This is a genomic window from Xenorhabdus sp. KJ12.1 (assembly GCF_963876495.1).
GTDB lineage: Bacteria > Pseudomonadota > Gammaproteobacteria > Enterobacterales > Enterobacteriaceae > Xenorhabdus > Xenorhabdus stockiae.
Genome location: NZ_CAWNQH010000002.1, coordinates 53,131 through 71,650 on the forward strand (window position 1 = coordinate 53,131; position 18,520 = coordinate 71,650).

General features: G+C 46.4%; 17 protein-coding genes. 11 read left to right on the top strand and 6 right to left on the bottom strand.

Annotated elements, in window-relative coordinates; all coding sequences use genetic code 11:
• Nucleotides 1-54 precede the first annotated feature (54 nt).
• From panF to acuI, 6 genes are all read right to left on the bottom strand, one after another.
• Nucleotides 55-1,500, bottom strand: a complete 1,446-nt coding sequence (panF, locus tag AACS92_RS01495) for a sodium/pantothenate symporter (RefSeq protein WP_099109619.1) — start codon at nucleotides 1,498-1,500, stop codon at nucleotides 55-57.
• Entirely contained in the window at nucleotides 1,490-1,732 is a 243-nt protein-coding gene (locus AACS92_RS01500) for a YhdT family protein (protein ID WP_099109620.1), read from the bottom strand. Before AACS92_RS01500 ends, panF begins: the two co-directional genes overlap by 11 nt.
• 153 nt (nucleotides 1,733-1,885) lie before the next feature.
• On the bottom strand, nucleotides 1,886-3,235 hold the full coding sequence (accC, locus tag AACS92_RS01505; protein ID WP_099109621.1) for an acetyl-CoA carboxylase biotin carboxylase subunit: 1,350 nt from the start codon (nucleotides 3,233-3,235) through the stop codon (nucleotides 1,886-1,888).
• 22 nt (nucleotides 3,236-3,257) lie between these two features.
• Nucleotides 3,258-3,716 carry an acetyl-CoA carboxylase biotin carboxyl carrier protein gene (accB, locus tag AACS92_RS01510; protein ID WP_099109622.1) on the bottom strand — a complete coding sequence of 153 codons (459 nt, stop codon included), beginning with the start codon at nucleotides 3,714-3,716 and terminating at the stop codon, nucleotides 3,258-3,260.
• Nucleotides 3,717-3,935: 219 nt separating this feature from the next.
• Nucleotides 3,936-4,394 carry a type II 3-dehydroquinate dehydratase gene (gene aroQ / locus AACS92_RS01515; protein WP_099109623.1) on the bottom strand — a complete coding sequence of 153 codons (459 nt, stop codon included), beginning with the start codon at nucleotides 4,392-4,394 and terminating at the stop codon, nucleotides 3,936-3,938.
• A 204-nt stretch (nucleotides 4,395-4,598) separates the two neighbouring features.
• The gene (acuI, locus tag AACS92_RS01520) at nucleotides 4,599-5,573 is read right to left on the bottom strand and encodes an acrylyl-CoA reductase (NADPH) (RefSeq protein WP_099109624.1); all 975 of its coding nucleotides are present in this window, start codon (nucleotides 5,571-5,573) and stop codon (nucleotides 4,599-4,601) included.
• A gap of 589 nt (nucleotides 5,574-6,162) precedes the next feature.
• On the opposite strand from acuI, the gene AACS92_RS01525 reads away from it, so the two are divergent.
• The 11 genes from AACS92_RS01525 (at nucleotide 6,163) to AACS92_RS01575 (ending at nucleotide 18,362) form a co-directional block, all read left to right on the top strand.
• Entirely contained in the window at nucleotides 6,163-6,303 is a 141-nt protein-coding gene (locus tag AACS92_RS01525; RefSeq protein WP_169926627.1) for a hypothetical protein, read from the top strand.
• A 43-nt stretch (nucleotides 6,304-6,346) separates the two neighbouring features.
• The gene (gene mreB, locus AACS92_RS01530; protein WP_086113213.1) at nucleotides 6,347-7,390 is read left to right on the top strand and encodes a rod shape-determining protein MreB; all 1,044 of its coding nucleotides are present in this window, start codon (nucleotides 6,347-6,349) and stop codon (nucleotides 7,388-7,390) included.
• A 120-nt stretch (nucleotides 7,391-7,510) separates the two neighbouring features.
• Nucleotides 7,511-8,566, top strand: coding sequence for a rod shape-determining protein MreC (gene mreC / locus AACS92_RS01535; RefSeq protein WP_099109714.1), 1,056 nt, complete (start codon nucleotides 7,511-7,513; stop codon nucleotides 8,564-8,566).
• Nucleotides 8,566-9,054: a rod shape-determining protein MreD gene (gene mreD, locus AACS92_RS01540; protein ID WP_099109625.1), complete on the top strand. Its 489-nt coding sequence runs from the start codon at nucleotides 8,566-8,568 to the stop codon at nucleotides 9,052-9,054. The genes mreC and mreD overlap by 1 nt, the downstream gene beginning before the upstream one ends.
• An 80-nt stretch (nucleotides 9,055-9,134) precedes the next feature.
• Nucleotides 9,135-9,722 carry a Maf family protein gene (locus AACS92_RS01545; protein WP_099109626.1) on the top strand — a complete coding sequence of 196 codons (588 nt, stop codon included), beginning with the start codon at nucleotides 9,135-9,137 and terminating at the stop codon, nucleotides 9,720-9,722.
• A complete protein-coding gene (gene rng / locus AACS92_RS01550; protein WP_099109627.1) occupies nucleotides 9,719-11,188 on the top strand; it encodes a ribonuclease G in 1,470 nt (489 codons plus the stop codon). Before AACS92_RS01545 ends, rng begins: the two co-directional genes overlap by 4 nt.
• Before the next feature lie 244 nt (nucleotides 11,189-11,432).
• The gene (yhdP, locus tag AACS92_RS01555) at nucleotides 11,433-15,266 is read left to right on the top strand and encodes an AsmA2 domain-containing protein YhdP (RefSeq protein WP_099109629.1); all 3,834 of its coding nucleotides are present in this window, start codon (nucleotides 11,433-11,435) and stop codon (nucleotides 15,264-15,266) included.
• Nucleotides 15,263-16,123 (top strand): deaminated glutathione amidase, encoded by an 861-nt coding sequence (nit1, locus tag AACS92_RS01560; RefSeq protein ID WP_099109630.1) that lies wholly within the window; start codon nucleotides 15,263-15,265, stop codon nucleotides 16,121-16,123. The genes yhdP and nit1 overlap by 4 nt, the downstream gene beginning before the upstream one ends.
• Before the next feature lie 5 nt (nucleotides 16,124-16,128).
• The gene (gene tldD, locus AACS92_RS01565) at nucleotides 16,129-17,574 is read left to right on the top strand and encodes a metalloprotease TldD (RefSeq protein ID WP_099109631.1); all 1,446 of its coding nucleotides are present in this window, start codon (nucleotides 16,129-16,131) and stop codon (nucleotides 17,572-17,574) included.
• A gap of 43 nt (nucleotides 17,575-17,617) precedes the next feature.
• Nucleotides 17,618-18,088 (top strand): ribonuclease domain-containing protein, encoded by a 471-nt coding sequence (locus AACS92_RS01570; RefSeq protein ID WP_099109632.1) that lies wholly within the window; start codon nucleotides 17,618-17,620, stop codon nucleotides 18,086-18,088.
• Nucleotides 18,089-18,092: 4 nt separating this feature from the next.
• The gene (locus tag AACS92_RS01575) at nucleotides 18,093-18,362 is read left to right on the top strand and encodes a barstar family protein (RefSeq protein ID WP_099109633.1); all 270 of its coding nucleotides are present in this window, start codon (nucleotides 18,093-18,095) and stop codon (nucleotides 18,360-18,362) included.
• Nucleotides 18,363-18,520: the final 158 nt, after the last annotated feature.

Consider the following 18,520-nt stretch of genomic DNA (forward strand, 5'->3'; position numbering starts at 1 on the left):
TTAAACGCGATATGTATGAAAAATGATTAAAAATCAGGCTAAAAAATATCGCCGTCACTGTGATGCGGCGGTTTGTTGTATTTGTTTACTCCCAAACAGATTTCCTATTCCGAATGCCAGTAAGCTCAGCAGCAATGATGGCACAATGGGATGGAATCCAAGGAGGTTAATGCTAAAGCTGGCTAATAGGGTATAGCTTATTGCACCTGTCAGCATGGAGGCTAGAGCGCCATGTGCATTGGCTTTCTCCCAGTACAGGCCCAATACCAGTGGCCAGAGGAACACAGCCTGTAATCCGCCGAAGGCCAGCAGGTTCAGCCAGATCAGCATTTCAGGTGGTTGCCATGCCGCCAGTAACAGTAGTATTCCCAGAAACAGGGTAGAAAAGCTGGAGATACGGGCGAGTTTTTTCTCCTGTTTGATCTGCTGCGGGAACAAATTCAAATAGAGATCTTTAACGATAGTTGCTGAAGATTGCAGCAATTGGGCGTTAATTGTTGACATAATGGCTGCCATCGGCGCAGCCAGAAAGATCCCGGCAGCGATAGGCGGCAGGACGGTGATCATCAGGGTTGGGATCACTTGATCGGGAATTGTCAGATCGGGGATGATCGCACGACCCAGTGCTCCGGCAAGGTGCATCCCAAACATCAGGATAGCCATGACAATCGTGCCGATGATAATACCGCGGTGGACAGCTTTACTGTCGCGGTAAGAAATACAACGCACAGCGGTATGTGGCAGCCCGATGACACCAAAGCAGACCAGCACCCAGAAGGAGGCCATAAAAGGGCCGCTAAGAATATTGTCAGCACCGTGGGGAGAAACAAGGTTAGGATCGATAGTACGCAGTGTCGAGACCGCTTCTGACAGTCCGCCAGCTTTATAGATCGTGCCAACAAGCAGCAGTATCGTTCCTAACAGCATAACCAGCCCTTGTAGGGCGTCATTAAGTACGCTGGCTCTGAAGCCGCCAAATGCTGTGTAGAGAGCGATGGAGAGACCAAAAATCAGCAGACCGGTACCGTAAGGAATACCGGCTGCGGCTTCCAGCAGGCGGGCACCACCAATGAATTGCACCGTCATGGCGCCGACAAAGGCGACCAACAGACTCACGCTGGCAAACCAGACCAGAATACGGCTCTGATAGCGCGCATATAGCATGTCATTGAGTGTCACGGCATTATAACGGCGGGCGAGGATAGCAAATTTTTTCCCCAGTACGCCGAGGGAGAGCCAGATTGCCGGCAGTTGGATCAGGGATAACAGCACCCAGCCGATACCGTATTTGTAGGCTGCACCAGGGCCACCAATGAACGAGCTGGCACTGATGTATGTTGCTGTAATGGTCATCGCCAGGACAAAACCACCCATTGAGCGACTGCCGAGAAAATATTCATTCAGGAATTCCCCCGTCTGGCGACGGCGATAGGCATAGAATGAGAGCAGAAAAACCAGTGCCAGATATCCTACCAGAGGCAGAATGACTTCATTTTGCATCTTCATCCTCCAGAGGAACTTCTTTGAAGATAAATGTCACCATCATCCAGCACAGGATGATGAAAAGTGCAGGTAATGCTAAACAAGCCAGTTCGAACCAGTATGGCAATCCGGTTAATCCGGTCGTATCACTGGGTAGATAGGCGCTCAGTAGCCAACCCACAAGATAAGCTAACGTCAGGAATACGGCCCAACGCGCTTCTTTATGAGATTGAACAAATCTTTTGTCCATTGATTCTCCGGGAAAGCAGAAAAATAAAGGAAGGAATTGTACGGTAACAGCCGGATTTATTCAGAAGAAAATGTGCGACAAAAACCATGCCATAAAAAATCCCATCTTGAAAAGATGGGATTTTATGCAGAGTGGTGATGTCAGAAAAAAGCCTTACTTATCATGTAAGCCCAGTTTCTTCTCCAGATAGTGGATATTGGTTCCGCCTTTCTGGAAGTTTTCATCATTCATGATGGACATCTGCAAATCGATATTGGTTTTGATGCCATCAATGATCAGTTCTGCCAGCGCGTTCTTCATTCGTGCAATCGCCACTTCACGGGTTTCTCCATACGTGATCAGTTTGCCGATCATGGAGTCATAATATGGCGGTACGGTATATCCTGCATAAATGTGGGATTCCCAGCGCACACCGAACCCACCCGGAGAGTGGAAATGGGTGATTTTACCCGGGCTTGGCAAGAACGTTTTTGCATCTTCAGCATTAATACGGCATTCGATAGCATGGCCTTTGATGACAATATCTTCCTGCTTGATGGACAGTGGCATGCCGGAAGCAATGCGTAGCTGTTCCTTGATCAGATCAACGCCAGTAATCATTTCGGTAACAGGATGTTCAACCTGAATACGGGTGTTCATCTCAATGAAATAGAACTCTCCGTTCTCATACAGGAATTCAAACGTACCTGCTCCGCGATAACCGATCTCCATACAAGCGTTGGCACAGCGTTCACCGATGCTGCGGCGTAGTTCAGCAGAGATACCCGGTGCTGGAGCTTCTTCCACAACTTTCTGGTGACGACGCTGCATGGAACAGTCACGTTCAGCAAGATAAAGAGCATTGCCCTGACCATCAGCCAGTACCTGAATTTCAACGTGACGAGGGTTTTCAAGGAATTTTTCCATGTAAACCATGTCATTATTGAAAGCAGCTTTAGCTTCAGCACGAGTCATGGCAATAGATTGTTCCAGCTCTTTATCACTGCGGACAACGCGCATACCACGTCCGCCGCCGCCGCCGGAAGCTTTGATGATCACCGGATAACCGATGCGCTGTGCGATCGATTTGTTCTTCTCAGTATCATCACCCAAAGGACCGTCAGAACCGGGAACGCAAGGTACACCGGCTTTTTTCATGGCGCTGATGGCAGAAACTTTATCACCCATCAGGCGGATAGTTTCTGCTTTCGGGCCGATAAAGGTGAAACCGGAACGCTCCACCTGTTCAGCAAAATCAGCGTTTTCAGACAGGAATCCATAACCCGGATGGATTGCCTGTGCACAGGTGATTTCAGCCGCAGAAATGATAGCCGGAATATTCAGGTAACTTTTTGCTGATGCGGCAGGGCCGATACAGACCGTTTCATCTGCCAGCAGGACGTGTTTCAGATCACGGTCTGCCGCAGAGTGCACAGCAACAGTTTTGATCCCGAGTTCCTTACAGGCTCTCAGGATACGCAGTGCGATTTCACCGCGGTTAGCTATGACTATTTTCTCAAGCATGGGTTTTTCCCGCGTGATGCGCTTATTCGATGATGACCAGTGGCTCGTCAAATTCAACAGGTTGACCGTCTTGTGCCAGAATTGCCTTCACGACGCCGGTTTTGTCAGCTTCGATCTGGTTCATCATTTTCATGGCTTCAACGATGCACAGGGTATCGCCCTGATTAACATGCTGACCGATTTCGATAAAAGGTTTCGCATCCGGGCTTGGAGAACGGTAAAACGTACCAACCATTGGGGAACGAACGGTGTGACCGCTGATCTCTGCTGCGGCTGGTGCTGCTGGAGCAGCCGGTGCCGGTGCAGCAACAGGTGCAGGCTGTTGAGCAGGCGCAGAGATGTACTGCTGAGTGATCGGCATGCCCTGAACGGCCGTAGTACGGCTGATGCGAACTGATTCTTCACCTTCAGAAATTTCCAGTTCAGAAATGCCAGATTCTTCAACCAGCTCGATCAATTTTTTTATCTTACGAATATCCATGAGTGTGATTCCGTACTCTATATTATGTAAATTAGTTATACCCTTCGCCTTTCGAGTTGCCTCTTTGTTGGCTGCGCTCACTCACCCCGGTCACATAGTTAGCTATGCTCCCGGGGATTAATGAAAGGCTCCTGCCTTTCACCGGAGGCAGCCTTTGGCTGGGCAAATTCGTTCCCGACGAATTTGTCATTCCCTTGCCGCCGCGATGCAACTCTAAATTCATTGGGTATTGGATTTTGACAAGCGGTTGACCGCTGCCTGTAATGCAAAACTATAACCATCAGCACCCAAACCACAGATCACGCCAACGGCAATATCAGAAAGATATGAATGATGGCGGAATGGCTCGCGGGCATGCACATTAGAGAGGTGGATCTCAATAAATGGAATATCCACTGCCAGAAGTGCATCGCGTAGCGCTACGCTGGTGTGCGTGAATGCCGCAGGGTTAATCAGAATAAAATCTGTATTCCCCCGCGCAGTATGAATTTTCTCAATCAGTTCAGATTCTGCATTGGATTGCAGATGGAATAATTCAATACCCGACTGGTGAGCTTCTTGTGACAGTTTGCTGACGATGTCATCAAGCGTTAACTTGCCGTAGGTCTCTGGCTCTCGCGTTCCCAATAGATTGAGGTTGGGACCGTTCAAGAGTAAAATGCGAAACTTGTCTGCCATTGTGCGGGTATCTCCGGCAATCTGTCAACAATCGTTCAAGATAACTCGATGACAGCAGTTTGTCATCTTTTTCTATTATCAATATTTGTAAATTTGACGATAAAGCCCGACATTATAAACATATCGTAACATTTAGCAGCAAAATACTGGTCTTATCAGCTTTTCGGGCTTGATTTTATTAGACTTACGCTTATCGGCATAGTTTCAGCGGATCTTTACCACTGTTCTGCCTGTTGATTGATTGTTTACCAACTTATTGGCGTGTTCGATCACCTGATCGAATGAAATTTCGTTTGCGGTTTGTTGATAAAAAGATTCCGGCAACAGTTTTTGTAACCGCTCCCAGATCTTTGGTCTATCGGCGGCCGATACTATTGCTGACTCAACACCCTGTAAGCGGACATTACGCAAGATAAATGGCATGACAGTGGTAGGCAGATTGATGTCGCTTGCCATCCCGCAGGCAGCTACGGTGCCGTTGTGGGATACCTGAGCCAGCAATTTAGCCAGAATTGTACCACCGACAGTATCAATAACACCTGACCAGCGCTGTTTTTCCAGCGGGCGAGCGGGTTGATTGAAGTCTGAAACCGGCAGAATTTCTTTTGCTCCCAAAGAACGTAAATATTCCTGACTTTCGGGTTTACTGCTGATGGCAACAACAGAGTACCCCAATAGAGAGAGCAGGGTAATTGCTGTGCTTCCGACTCCGCCAGTGGCACCTGTGACTGCGATTTCGCCGCTTTCAGGGGTTATACCTCCCTGTTCCAGCGCCATAATACATAACATGGCGGTGAAACCGGCTGTGCCGATAATCATAGCCTGTCTGGTACTTAAACCCGCTGGCAATGGTGTCAGCCATTCACCTGAGACTCTGGCCTGTTCTGCCAGACCACCCCAACGATTTTCACCCACACCCCAGCCGGTTAATAAAACCTGCTGTCCGATATGAAAACGGGGATCTTCTGAGTGACGAACAACGCCGGAAAAGTCGATCCCCGGTATCATCGGAAACTGACGAATGATTTTCCCCTTGCCGGTGATCGCAAGTGCATCTTTATAATTGAGGGTTGACCAGTGAATATCGACGATGACATCACCGGGTGGAAGTTGGGTTGTGTCAATATCCTGAATAGAAGCTGATAATGTATCGTGCTGTTCCAGCAGTAATGCTTTCATAGGTTCTCCCTCTGATGGATTTTGAGTATGACACCATCACAGTTCTCATGATTTCATTTTTTGTGACATTCTCAATATAGATAAAATTAAAAATGCAGAAACGGGCAGTCTGCAATATTGTGATGAATAGTCGCAAAACAGTGATTGCTGATTTTTATTCGGGGTACATGCTGAAAGATAAATATGCCTGATAATGATTTCAATATTGATAATTCACTTATTAATAATGACTTTGTTTTTATATCTTATTGGTTCAGTAATCAACAGATTTATCCGCCGATTACAGGTGTATAAGTGTCGATGAAGAACAATTTTTTCTTTTGAGTGCTGAAGATAAAGTGGGTATTTAATGAATCATCTTTGCTGAGCTTATTGGGGTGTGATATTGGCTAGAGATGGCAAAAGAAATCAAAATATTTGAGAAAAAATTAATTTTTGTTGAACTTGCTGAAATCATTATAGGTCAACATAGAAAAAGTGAATCAGTAACATCGCGGGATGCACTATATACACTATAATGTTGGTTTTTAGGGCATTTGGACATTTTAGGGTTCAGTGACGGGGTTATTGGTGGAATTAACCCATTTTTATGCAGTTTTTTTCTGCTCTGTCAGAAAAAAGTAACGTAGAATATCGTGTTTCTGATGTGAATAACGTAGCCACTTTCATTGAAGTAGTAAAAGTAGTTAATGATGCGCCTTGTCGCTGCTTCATGTGGTTGGTAGAGTAGACGGACAACATCCGTCCCCAGCTTGCAGGATTATCCTTTCGTTATGTTAAAGAAATTTCGTGGCATGTTTTCCAATGATTTGTCCATTGACTTGGGTACTGCCAATACCCTTATTTATGTTAAAGGTCAGGGAATTGTCTTGGATCAACCCTCTGTTGTTGCTATCCGACAAGACAGGGCCGGTTCACCAAAAAGCGTTGCAGCCGTAGGGCTGGAAGCAAAACAGATGTTGGGACGTACTCCGGGGAATATCGCAGCTATCCGACCAATGAAGGATGGTGTGATTGCTGATTTTTATGTCACGGAAAAAATGTTGCAGCATTTTATTAAACAGGTTCATAACAACAGTTTTATGCGTCCTAGCCCGCGAGTGCTGGTTTGTGTACCAGTCGGGGCGACGCAGGTTGAGCGTCGGGCTATTCGTGAATCAGCCCAAAGTGCAGGAGCACGCGAAGTCTTTCTGATTGAAGAGCCAATGGCGGCGGCAATCGGTGCAGGTTTACCCGTTTCAGAAGCAACGGGCTCAATGGTTGTTGATATCGGTGGTGGTACAACAGAAGTTGCAGTTATCTCCCTCAATGGCGTTGTCTATTCTTCTTCCGTCCGTATCGGCGGGGATCGCTTTGATGAAGCAGTTATCAATTATGTCCGCCGCAACTACGGTTCACTGATTGGTGAAGCGACAGCAGAACGCATTAAACATGAAATTGGTTCTGCGTATCCAACGGATGAAGTCCGCGAAATCGAAGTACGTGGCCGTAACCTTGCTGAAGGTGTACCACGTAGTTTCACACTGAATTCCAATGAAATTCTGGAAGCTCTGCAAGAGCCGCTGACCGGTATTGTCAGTGCCGTTATGGTAGCACTGGAACAGTGTCCGCCAGAGTTGGCTTCTGATATTTCAGAACGTGGCATGGTGCTGACCGGTGGTGGCGCATTGTTACGCAATCTTGATCGCTTGCTGATGGAAGAAACAGGTATTCCCGTGATTGTGGCTGAAGATCCACTGACCTGTGTTGCCAGAGGTGGCGGTAAAGCGCTGGAAATGATCGACATGCACGGTGGCGATTTATTCAGCGAAGACTGAAAGTAACTCTGCGAGCTGGGAGGCGTGTTTATCGGTGCCTCCTTGCTGTTTATCCAAAAGTGTATCGTTTATGACTCTTTTATTGTTTATGACACGAAACCGCTCAATAATGCGCAACTTATGAAGCCAATTTTCAGCAGAGGGCCCTCCCTACAATTACGACTCTTTTTTGCTGTTGCTATTGCCATTATTTTGGTTTTGGTAGACAGCAGGTTTGATTTTTTCCATAAAGTCCGTAGCTATATGGATACGGCAGTGAGCCCTTTTTATTTTCTTGCCAATGGTCCCCGCCAGTTTTTAGATGGTATTTCTGATTCTTTGACTGCCCGCAAACAACTTGAACTGGAAAATTACTCCTTGCGCAATGAATTGCGGTTGAAGGACAGCAAGTTATTACTGCTGGGTCAATTAAAACAGGAGAATATCCGGTTACGTTCATTACTCGGTTCACCTTTGCGTCATGATGAACACATGATGGCTACTCAGGTCATTGCCCGTGGTCTGGATCCGTATCGCGATCAAATTGTTATTGATAAAGGCGCAAAAGATGGTGTTTATGAAGGGCAGCCGGTTGTTAGTGATCGCGGTGTTGTCGGGCAGGTTGTTTCAGTAAGCCAGCTAAGTAGCCGGGTGCTACTGATTTGCGATCCGATTCACGCCCTGCCGGTTCAGGTATTACGCAATGATATCCGCGTGATCGCTGGTGGTACAGGCTGTGCCGATGATCTGCACCTTGAACCATTACCGAGTGACACGGATATCCGGGTCGGTGATGAACTGGTGACTTCTGGTCTTGGGGGAAGATTCCCTGAAGGTTATCCTGTGGCTGTGGTCTCTTCTGTTAAGATAGATAATCAGCGGGCTCATACTGTTATTCACGCCCGTCCTTTGGCCGAATTACGTCGCCTGCGTTATCTGCTGTTGGTATGGGGGCCGGATAATAACCCCTCTGAACCGTTGCCGCCTTCTGAAGTATATCGAGCCGCAAATGAGCGCATGAAGCAGTTGTTGCCATACGTATTGCCAAATCCTGCTGATGAAAAACCTCACTCTTTGCCTGAAGGTTCAGGTGGAGAGAATAGTAAAAAAGAGGATAACAAAAAGAAACCCGTGGCCGGACAACCATCTTCAACCACTCCATCAGTTAATAAACCATTAGCTACGGAGAATAACTGATGAGTCAGTATCACGGACGTGGTCTCTGGGTTGTCTGGTTGTCTTTCTTGATAGCAATGGTTTTACAGAGTATGCCGTGGCCGGAGCAAGTCGATGTATTCCGGCCAACTCTGCCAGTGTTATGCCTTATCTACTGGCTGCTTGCTATTCCTCATCGTATCAGTGTCGGTACCGGGTTTATTCTGGGGATCCTGATTGATTTATTGCAGGGTAGTATTCTTGGTGCGCATGCACTGGCTTTTAGCCTCGTGAGTTTTCTGGTTGCTTTCAAATTTCAGCTCATTCGCAATATGGCACTCTGGCAACAATCCCTTGTTGTGATGATACTCTCAACATTGATAAACCTCTGTGTTTTCCTGACCCATGCTCTGATCTTACAGACTATTTTCCATTCTGAAGTATTCTGGAATGGCGTGGTCAATGGTATTCTCTGGCCCTGGCTATTCTTATTAATGCGGAAAATCCGCCGTCAATTTTCAGTTCGTTAAAGGCGGGTTCTACTTTTTAATGAACAGCTTTTATATAAATGAACCGCTTTTAAATGAACTGACAGAAAGGATGACTCACTATGAAAACTCTTTACTTGGCTTCTGGCTCACCACGGCGGCGTGAGCTGGTGGAACTGCTGGATTTTAATTTTCAGATCCTGACACCACAGGTTGAAGAGAAATGGCAGGAAGAAGAGTCTCCGCAGCAGTATGTCGAACGATTGGCCAGAGAAAAAGCAAAAGCGGGTGTGGCAATTGCGCCGGATAATCTCCCCGTTCTGGGCGCTGATACGATTGTTGTGCTGAATAATCGTATTCTGGAAAAACCCCATAATGAGCAACATGCAGCGGAAATGTTACAGGCGCTGTCAGGGCAGCACCATCAGGTCATGACGGCTGTTGCTTTATCGAACACTCAGCATACCTTAAGTGAGTTAGTGATTACAGATGTGATATTTCGCCATTTATCCCAACGTGAAATACAGGAATATATTGCAACTGGAGAACCAATGGATAAAGCCGGCGCTTACGGCATTCAGGGTAAAGGCGGTTGTTTTGTCAGAAATATTAATGGCAGTTACCATGCTGTTGTCGGCTTGCCACTGGTTGAAACGTATGAATTAATCACACGATTTTTGGCGTTAGCTGATGGGAAGGGTCACTTATGACAGCAGAGTTATTAGTCAATGTAACACCATCCGAAACGCGGGTTGCTTATATCGATGGCGGTATTTTGCAGGAAGTTCATATTGAACGGGAAGCTAAACGGGGAATAGTCGGTAATATTTATAAAGGCCGTATCAGCCGGGTTTTACCCGGTATGCAGGCGGCTTTTGTTGATATCGGGCTGGAGAAAGCCGCTTTTCTGCATGCTTCAGATATTGTGCCTCATACTGAATGTATTGCAGGCGAGGAACGGAAGAATTTTAATGTCAGGGATATTGCTGAGCTGGTCAGTCAGGGGCAGGATCTGCTCGTTCAGGTCGTCAAAGATCCCCTCGGCACCAAAGGGGCACGACTGACAACCGATATCACTCTGCCTTCACGCTATCTGGTTTTTATGCCGGGTGCCTCCCATGTTGGTGTTTCTCAGCGAATTGAAAGCGGAGAAGAGCGCGATAGGCTGAAATCCATCGTGATGAATTATTGCGATGAACATGGCGGGTTTATTATCCGCACTGCCGCAGAAGGGGTAAGAAAAGAGGAGATTGAGCAGGATGCTGCATTTTTGAAGCGCCTGTGGAGCAAAGTCATTGAGCGTAAAAAACGGAATATCACGAAGACTAAGGTTTATGGTGAACTGGCATTAGCACAGCGTATTTTACGTGACTTTGCCGAAGATTCTCTTGATCGCATCCGGGTTGACTCCCGCCAGACCTACCTGCAAGTGCAGGAGTTTATTGATGAGTATATCCCTGAAATGAATGCCAAGCTGGAACATTATCAGGGAAATCAGCCGATATTCGATCTCTGTGGCGTGGAAACGGAAATTCAGCGCGCACTGGAGCGCAAAGTAGAATTAAAGTCGGGTGGCTATCTGATTATCGACCAAACCGAAGCCATGACGACCATTGATATTAATACCGGTGCTTTTGTTGGGCATAGAAACCTGGAAGAGACTATCTTTAATACTAATATTGAAGCGACTCAGGCGATTGCCCGTCAGTTGAGGCTACGCAATCTGGGCGGGATCATTATCATTGATTTTATCGATATGGCTGACGGGGAACACCGTCGTCGGGTTCTCGCTTCTTTGGAACAGGCTCTAAGTAAAGACCGCGTGAAAACAACCATCAATGGTTTTTCTCAGCTTGGGCTGGTGGAAATGACACGCAAACGTACGCGGGAAAGCCTTGAGCATATTTTATGTGATAATTGCCCGACTTGTCAGGGACGCGGCACCGTAAAATCTGTTGAAACGGTATGCTATGAAATTTTACGGGAAATTGTACGTGTTCATCGCGCCATTAATGCAGATCGTTTTCTGGTCTATTCTTCCCATGCTGTGAGTGAAGCCCTTAAAGGAGAACACTCTCACGCTCTGGCTGAAGTAGAAATCTTTGTGGGTAAATCCGTAAAAGTACAGGCTGAACAGTTGTACAGTCAGGAACAATTTGATGTTGTTATGATGTAATCGTCAATTTTTTGAGTAAATAACATACTCTATGGATTTCAAGTTGCATCGCGGCGGCAAGGGAGAGACAAATTCGTCGGGAACGAATTTGCCCAGCCAAAGGCTGGCCTCCGGTGAGAGGCAGGAGCCTCTCAGTAATCCCCTGAGCATAGATAACTATGCGACTGGGGTGAACGAGCGTAGCCAACAAAGAGGCAGCTTGAAAGACGACGAGTATAACGTGCTGACAAACAAGGAGAAATGAGTGAAGCGACTGCTCGGGATATTATTAGCGACAGCCGCAATAATCATTATCATTGTGGCTTTGTTTGTCAGCGGGTTACGTTTCCTCCTGCCCCATATTAATGATTATCGCCAGCAATTGGCGCGCCAGATTTCAGCGTTGACTGGTGTTTCCGTCAATATAGGCTATATCAGTGGTCGCTGGGAGCCATTTGGCCCTCAGCTGGAAGTCCGGGATCTTCATGCAACAAACGAAGAAACGGATATTAAAGCCAAAAAAGTGACGCTTTCTCTGGATGTCTGGCGCTCATTATTACAGCGGCGCTGGCATTTTCGTGACCTCTCTTTTTATCAGCTTGAGGTTGATTATGATAAGCCGCTGTTTGATGGGGAAAGTGAACAGCAGTTACCCAAACCGGACAAGCTATCCTCCCTGTTTCTCGAACGTTTTAATTATTTCGAATTGCATGACAGTAGCCTGACGTTTCCTACTCCATCGGGAGAAAAAGTCAGATTATTGTTACCGCAGCTGGCATGGCTGAATAAAGACAACCGGCATCGTGCAGAGGGGCATATTAACCTGTCTTCAATTAATGGGCAGGAAGGTGTTGTACAGATTAAATTTGACCTGAAAGATATTAATCATGTTTTAGATAGCGGCACTATCTATTTACAGGCTGATGATATTGATATGCGGTTGTGGCTCAGCCATTGGTTAAAAGACAGCACCGGTCTGGAAAATGCCCGTTTTAGTCTGGCTAACTGGATTACCCTGAAAAACGGGAGAATCGAGAGTGGGCATTTACAACTCAGGCGCGGGTATGCCAACTGGCATGTGGGGGAGAAGAAGCATCAGCTCACCGTTCATGATCTGCTTTTGCAAATGCGTCGTCAGGGAGAAGGCTGGCTGTTCGATATCCCAAATCTGGCAAGCCTGAATACTAATGGTCAGCAGTGGCTTGCAGGTCGTCTTGCCGCCTTATATATCACGAAGGCAAATCAATATCAGAACAAAGATCACTGGCGTATTCGGGCTGAAAATATTCAGCTTGAACGGCTGAGTGGTATGTTACCGCTGATGTCACCTGTGACTCCTGAAAACGTTAATGACTGGCAACATCGGCAGCCAAAAGGGTTAATTCACCGCTTTGCCCTTGATATCACGCCTGAACTGGCTGACGGCATGGATGTTGCTGTTAAATGGCAGGATGTCAGCTGGTCTCGCTGGAAAGAGCTGCCTTCAGTGAATGATTTTAGTGGCACGCTGGCGGGAAATAAGCAGCAAGGAAACTTCATATTTGAATTGAAAAACAGCCTCATTGATTACCGGCAAATGTTTCAGGCACCGTTTGATATTGCCAGCGGCGCAGGGAAGATCGAATGGAAAAGTGATCAGGAAGGTTTGAAAATATGGAGTCAGGGACTGGATTTGCAGGCCAAATCATTATGGATAAACGGCGATTTTAATTATACCGAACTCAGGAATAAGCCCCCGAAGCTGGAAATGCTGGCAGGAATTCGCGTTGATGATGCAGGCGAAGCATGGCGCTATTTTCCCCAAACCCTGATGGGAAAATCGCTGACAGATTATCTGACGACAGCGTTAATTAAAGGGAAAATCGATAATGCTACGCTGATTTTTCAGGGTAACCCTCATGACTTTCCATTCAGGCATAACAATGGCCAATTTCAGGTGTGGGTTCCCCTGCGCAATGCAACATTTAAATACCAACCAGACTGGCCAGCTCTGTTTGGCCTGAATGCTAATTTAAATTTCCGCAATAACGGATTATGGATACAGGCAGATAAAGCGAAACTGGGTAAAGTCGATGCTTCCCGGGTTTCTGCTGTTATCGCTGATTACGATAAAGAAAAACTCTTAATTGATGCTGACATTTCCGGAGATGGCGAAGATATTCACGACTATTTTCACCATAGTTCATTATCCGATACTGTCGGGAATGCGCTGGATAATTTACAGCTTAGCGGCAAGGTTGATGGCAATCTTCATCTGGATATACATCTGGAAGATGGCAAAACTGATGCCCGTGGTGAAGTGGCGCTGAAAGATACTGAACTCTTTATTCAGCCACTGAACAGTAGAATGAAGCACCTCAGTGGCAAATTCCGCTTTGATAATGGCAACTTGCAAAGTGATAGTCTTTCCACTAACTGGCTTGGTAACCCTCTGTCGTTACGATTTACGACGCAGGATTTAACGCAGCATTATCAGGTTAATGTTGACCTGAATGCTGGCTGGCCCGTGGCAACACTACCGGAATTGCCGGCAGAAATACGCCGCCAGTTATCAGGGCGGCTTGACTGGCAGGGAAAAGTCAATATTACCATTCCCTCAAAAGGTGAGGGTTTGCAACATGAATTATCACAACAGGGCGCAAAATATCAGGTTGCAATCAATGCTGATCTGTCACATATCAACAGCACATTAGACGGGCTGGAAACCGCCTCTTTGCAGGGATTGAATGATCTCAATATTCAGGCCGAAGGGGATGATAATCAGCTTAGGCTTACCGGTTCATTAGGGAACAGATATAAATTCAATAGCCAATGGTTACTGGAGAAAGGTTATACCCGTTTACAGCGGGGTATTCTGAACACAGATAAGAATGGCATTCCTGCGTTACCTGAAAAATCAATGCTTGAACTGAATTTACCTGATATTGAGGGTGATAAATGGCTGGCACTGCTTGGAACATTGGAAACCAAATCCGGAACGAGCGGGGCTTTCAGGTGGCCTGAGTTATTTGAAATCACAATACCTTCTTTGAATATCGGTGGGCAGCGTTGGCATAATCTTATACTGAGTGCCAGCAAACAATCTGATAGTTTGCATATTAATGCGATCGGAGAAGAAATTGACGGCGATTTGAGGGTTTATTCGGATAGGATATGGCAGGGAGCATTTAATTATCTCTATTATAACCCGATGTTTCCAGACAGTACTGCCAATGATGACAACTCGTCGGCTTCAACCGTAGTGGATACGCCAAAATATGATTTGAGTCATTGGCCAACACTTAATGTGAGATGTAATGAATGCTGGTTGGCTGGATTAAAAATCGGAAAAGTGTCAGGAACGGTAAAACCGAAAGGCAACTCATTGGTTCTGACTGATGGCCGGGTAGAAAATAGTGCGGGTAAATTGACATTATCCGGTCATTGGAGTGAAAGTAATGAGGGAAACTATACTCGGGCTAAGGGGCAAATATCAGGGGGAAGTTTAGATGATATGGCTGCTTATCTCGGGTTCATTATTCCCATTACAGGTGCCCCATTTAAGTTTGATTTTGATCTTAACTGGAAGGATACGCCGTGGCAGCCTGATATTAAAACGCTTAATGGCCGCCTGACAGGGACACTGGGCAAAGGCACAATAGCTAAACTGGGCGCAGGCAGAGCAGGACAACTGTTGAGGCTGGTCAGTTTTGATGCTTTATTGCGTAAATTACAGTTGGATTTCAGTGACACATTCAGTGATGATTTTAACTTTGATTCTATGCGTGGCGATGCACAGCTAAAAAATGGGGTTATGTATACGGATAACTTCCATATTGATGGGCTGGAAGCTGATATCGATGCAAAAGGTCAGATAAACTTTATCCAGCGTCAGCTCAATATGGAGTTGGTGATCACCCCGGAAATATCAGCCACAGTCGGTGTGGCAACCGCTTTTGCGATTAACCCTATGGCAGGTGCTGCTGTTTTTGCAGCGGCGAAAGTGTTAGGCCCGTTATGGAGCAAGATCTCAGTCATTCGCTATCGAATAACCGGCAGTCTGGAACAACCTAAAATTGATGAAGTCTTACGTCAGCTTAAGGAGAATAAAGGGTCATGAGAAACGTCAATGTTGCACTCTTACAATTATGCAGTGGTACAAACATCAAACATAATTTAGCGCAAATTGAACAGCAGATTAAGCAATTGCCTAAAACTGTAAAGCTGGTTCTGACCCCGGAGAATGCCTTGCTGTTTGCAGATGCTGATGCTTATCGCGAACATGCAGAAGAACAGGGAACAGGCCCCTTACAGCAGGCTGTGCGTGAACTTGCACAGCATTATGGTATCTGGTTACTGATTGGTTCAATGCCGATGATCAGTCGGGAAGATCCGAGTCGTATTACCAGCAGTAGCTTATTATTTGATGATCAGGGTGAAATCCGCGCCCGCTATGACAAGATCCACATGTTTGATGTCAATATCAAGGATGAGCACGGTTCTTATAACGAATCTTCCATTTATCAGCGTGGTGAACACATTACGGTTGTTGATACACCTGTCGGTCGTCTGGGAATGACTATCTGTTATGATCTGCGTTTTCCCGGCCTGTTTCAGGCACTGCGGGAACAAGGTGCTGAACTGATTTCGGTGCCGGCCGCTTTCACCAGACTGACAGGTAAAGCGCACTGGGAGCCACTTTTGCGTGCCCGCGCAATTGAGAATCAATGTATTATACTGGCTCCTGCACAGGTCGGTGTGCACGGTACCCGCAGAACGTGGGGGCATTCAATGGCAGTGAGTGGCTGGGGGGAAATCATTAAGAAAAATCCTCTGAGTGTCTGTGCACTCCAGCTCAATATCCGGCGGGATAGCCTGACTCACATGCGTGAACAAATCAGAGTGGTGAAACATAATCGCTTCCGTCCGCAACTGACTTCTTTGATAAAAAAGAATACAAATTTAGATAAAGAGTAAACACTATGAGTTTAACTTATGTCAGTGAACATTTACTGACTGACAATGGCCTGAATCATAACGACTTGTTTTCCGTATTGGGGCAGCTGGCAGAACGCCGCCTTGATTATGCTGATCTCTATTTCCAGTCCAGCTACCACGAAACATGGGTATTGGAAGATCGTATCATCAAAGATGGATCCTATAATATTGATCAGGGAGTAGGTGTTCGGGCTGTTAGCGGCGAGAAAACCGGTTTTGCCTATGCTGATCAGATCACTCTGAATGCCTTGCAGCAAAGTGCACAGGCAGCGCGCAGCATTGTGAGAGAAATAGGAAATGGCACTGCCCATACACTGGGAGCAGTGACACATAACGTTTTGTATCCGGCAGTGGATCCGCTGCAAAGTATGAGCAGGGAAGAGAAAATCGCCTTGCTGCACCATGTTGATAAAATTGCCCGTGCGGAAGACCAAAGAGTACAGGAAGTTAATGCCAGCCTGAGTGGTGTTTATGAGCAGGTACTGGTTGCTGCGACGGATGGTACATTAGCCGCTGATATCCGCCCGCTGGTACGTCTTTCTGTCAGTGTATTGGTCGAAGAAGACGGCAAACGCGAGCGTGGTTCCAGTGGCGGCGGTGCCCGCTATGGTTATGAATATTTCCTGCAAGACACTGACGGGCAGACGCTGGCAGAACAATTTGCCCGTGAAGCTGTTCGTATGGCATTAGTGAATCTTTCAGCAGTTGCTGCTCCGGCGGGAGCGATGCCGATTGTACTGGGCGCAGGTTGGCCGGGTGTTTTACTGCATGAAGCCGTTGGTCATGGTCTGGAAGGTGATTTTAACCGCCGTGGCACATCTGTTTTCTCTGGCCAGATTGGGCAGAAAGTTGCTTCTGAGCTATGTACTGTGGTTGATGATGGCACGATTGAAGGCCGTCGGGGTTCATTATCTATTGATGATGAAGGGGTTCCGGGACAATACAATGTTCTGATTGAGAATGGCATTTTAAAAGGTTACATGCAGGACAAACTGAATGCGCGTTTGATGGGTGTTGCTCCGACAGGGAATGGTCGTCGTGAATCTTATGCCCATTTGCCTATGCCACGAATGACTAACACCTACATGTTGGCGGGTAACTCTACACCAGAAGAAATTATTGCCAGTGTTGATCGTGGCCTGTATGCACCGAATTTTGGTGGTGGTCAGGTGGATATCACGTCAGGTAAGTTTGTTTTCTCGACATCAGAAGCGTATTTGATTGAGAACGGTAGGATCACCAAACCGGTAAAAGGAGCAACTCTGATTGGCTCAGGTATTGAGGCAATGCAGCAGATTTCCATGGTAGGTAATGATTTAGCCCTTGATAAAGGTGTTGGTGTATGTGGTAAAGAGGGTCAAAGTGTTCCCGTGGGAGTTGGGCAGCCTACATTGAAACTGGATAACCTGACCGTAGGCGGAACAGCTTGACACTTTTTGGCGTGATTTGATCCATTAAGTGCAAGAGGTCATTATGAAAAAGAGCGCACTGGCAGGTGTATTTCTGCTTCTGGCGGTTATCTCTATTGTCTTTTTGAAAGACACGGGGTTATCTGGTAGCGGGAAAACACCGAAAAATACGGTGGTAGCAGAAGAGACAGCCACTCCGCATATTGATGTTCTGACTGAACAGCATCGGGTTGCGAATTATCTGAAACAGCATCACAAATTACCTGATTATTACATTACGAAGAAACATGCCCGTCGTCTTGGCTGGGAACCGCGTAAAGGTAATTTATGTGAAGCCGTACCGGGAAAAGCCATTGGTGGGGACAGGTTCACTAACCGTGAGCATAAACTGCCAGATGAGGCCGGACGCCAGTGGCTTGAAGCAGATGTGAATTATAACTGTGGGCGTCGGGGCAGTGACCGATTACTTTATTCTAACGATGGGCTGATCTATCTGACGCTTGATCATTATAACCATTTCACAAGGCTGGAATGATAATATGAAAAAAGTGGAATTCGATTTTAACCATATCCCTGATTTAACAACTTTTTATAATCAGTTCAGGGAGCGTTTCGATCTTAGCGATGATTTTGGAGCTAATTTGGATGCGCTCTGGGATGTGGTAACAAGTGAAATTGAGTTGCCTGTTGATATTACCTTTATCCATCTGGATGTGCAGAAAAAACCACAGTTTGCCGCGCTGGTGCTTTTATTTGAGGAAGCCGAAGAAGAGCTGGAAGGGGAACTAAAGTTTGATGTGATGAATTAACTTTTCCCTTCTTATACACTTCGTCTTTCAAGTTGCCTCTTTGTTGGCTGCGCTCGTTCACCCCGGTCACTGTTTTTATAAAGATACGGTTATCTATGCTCCTGGGGATGAACTCCCTTGCCGCCGCGACGCATCTTGAAATCCATTGTGTATATTAC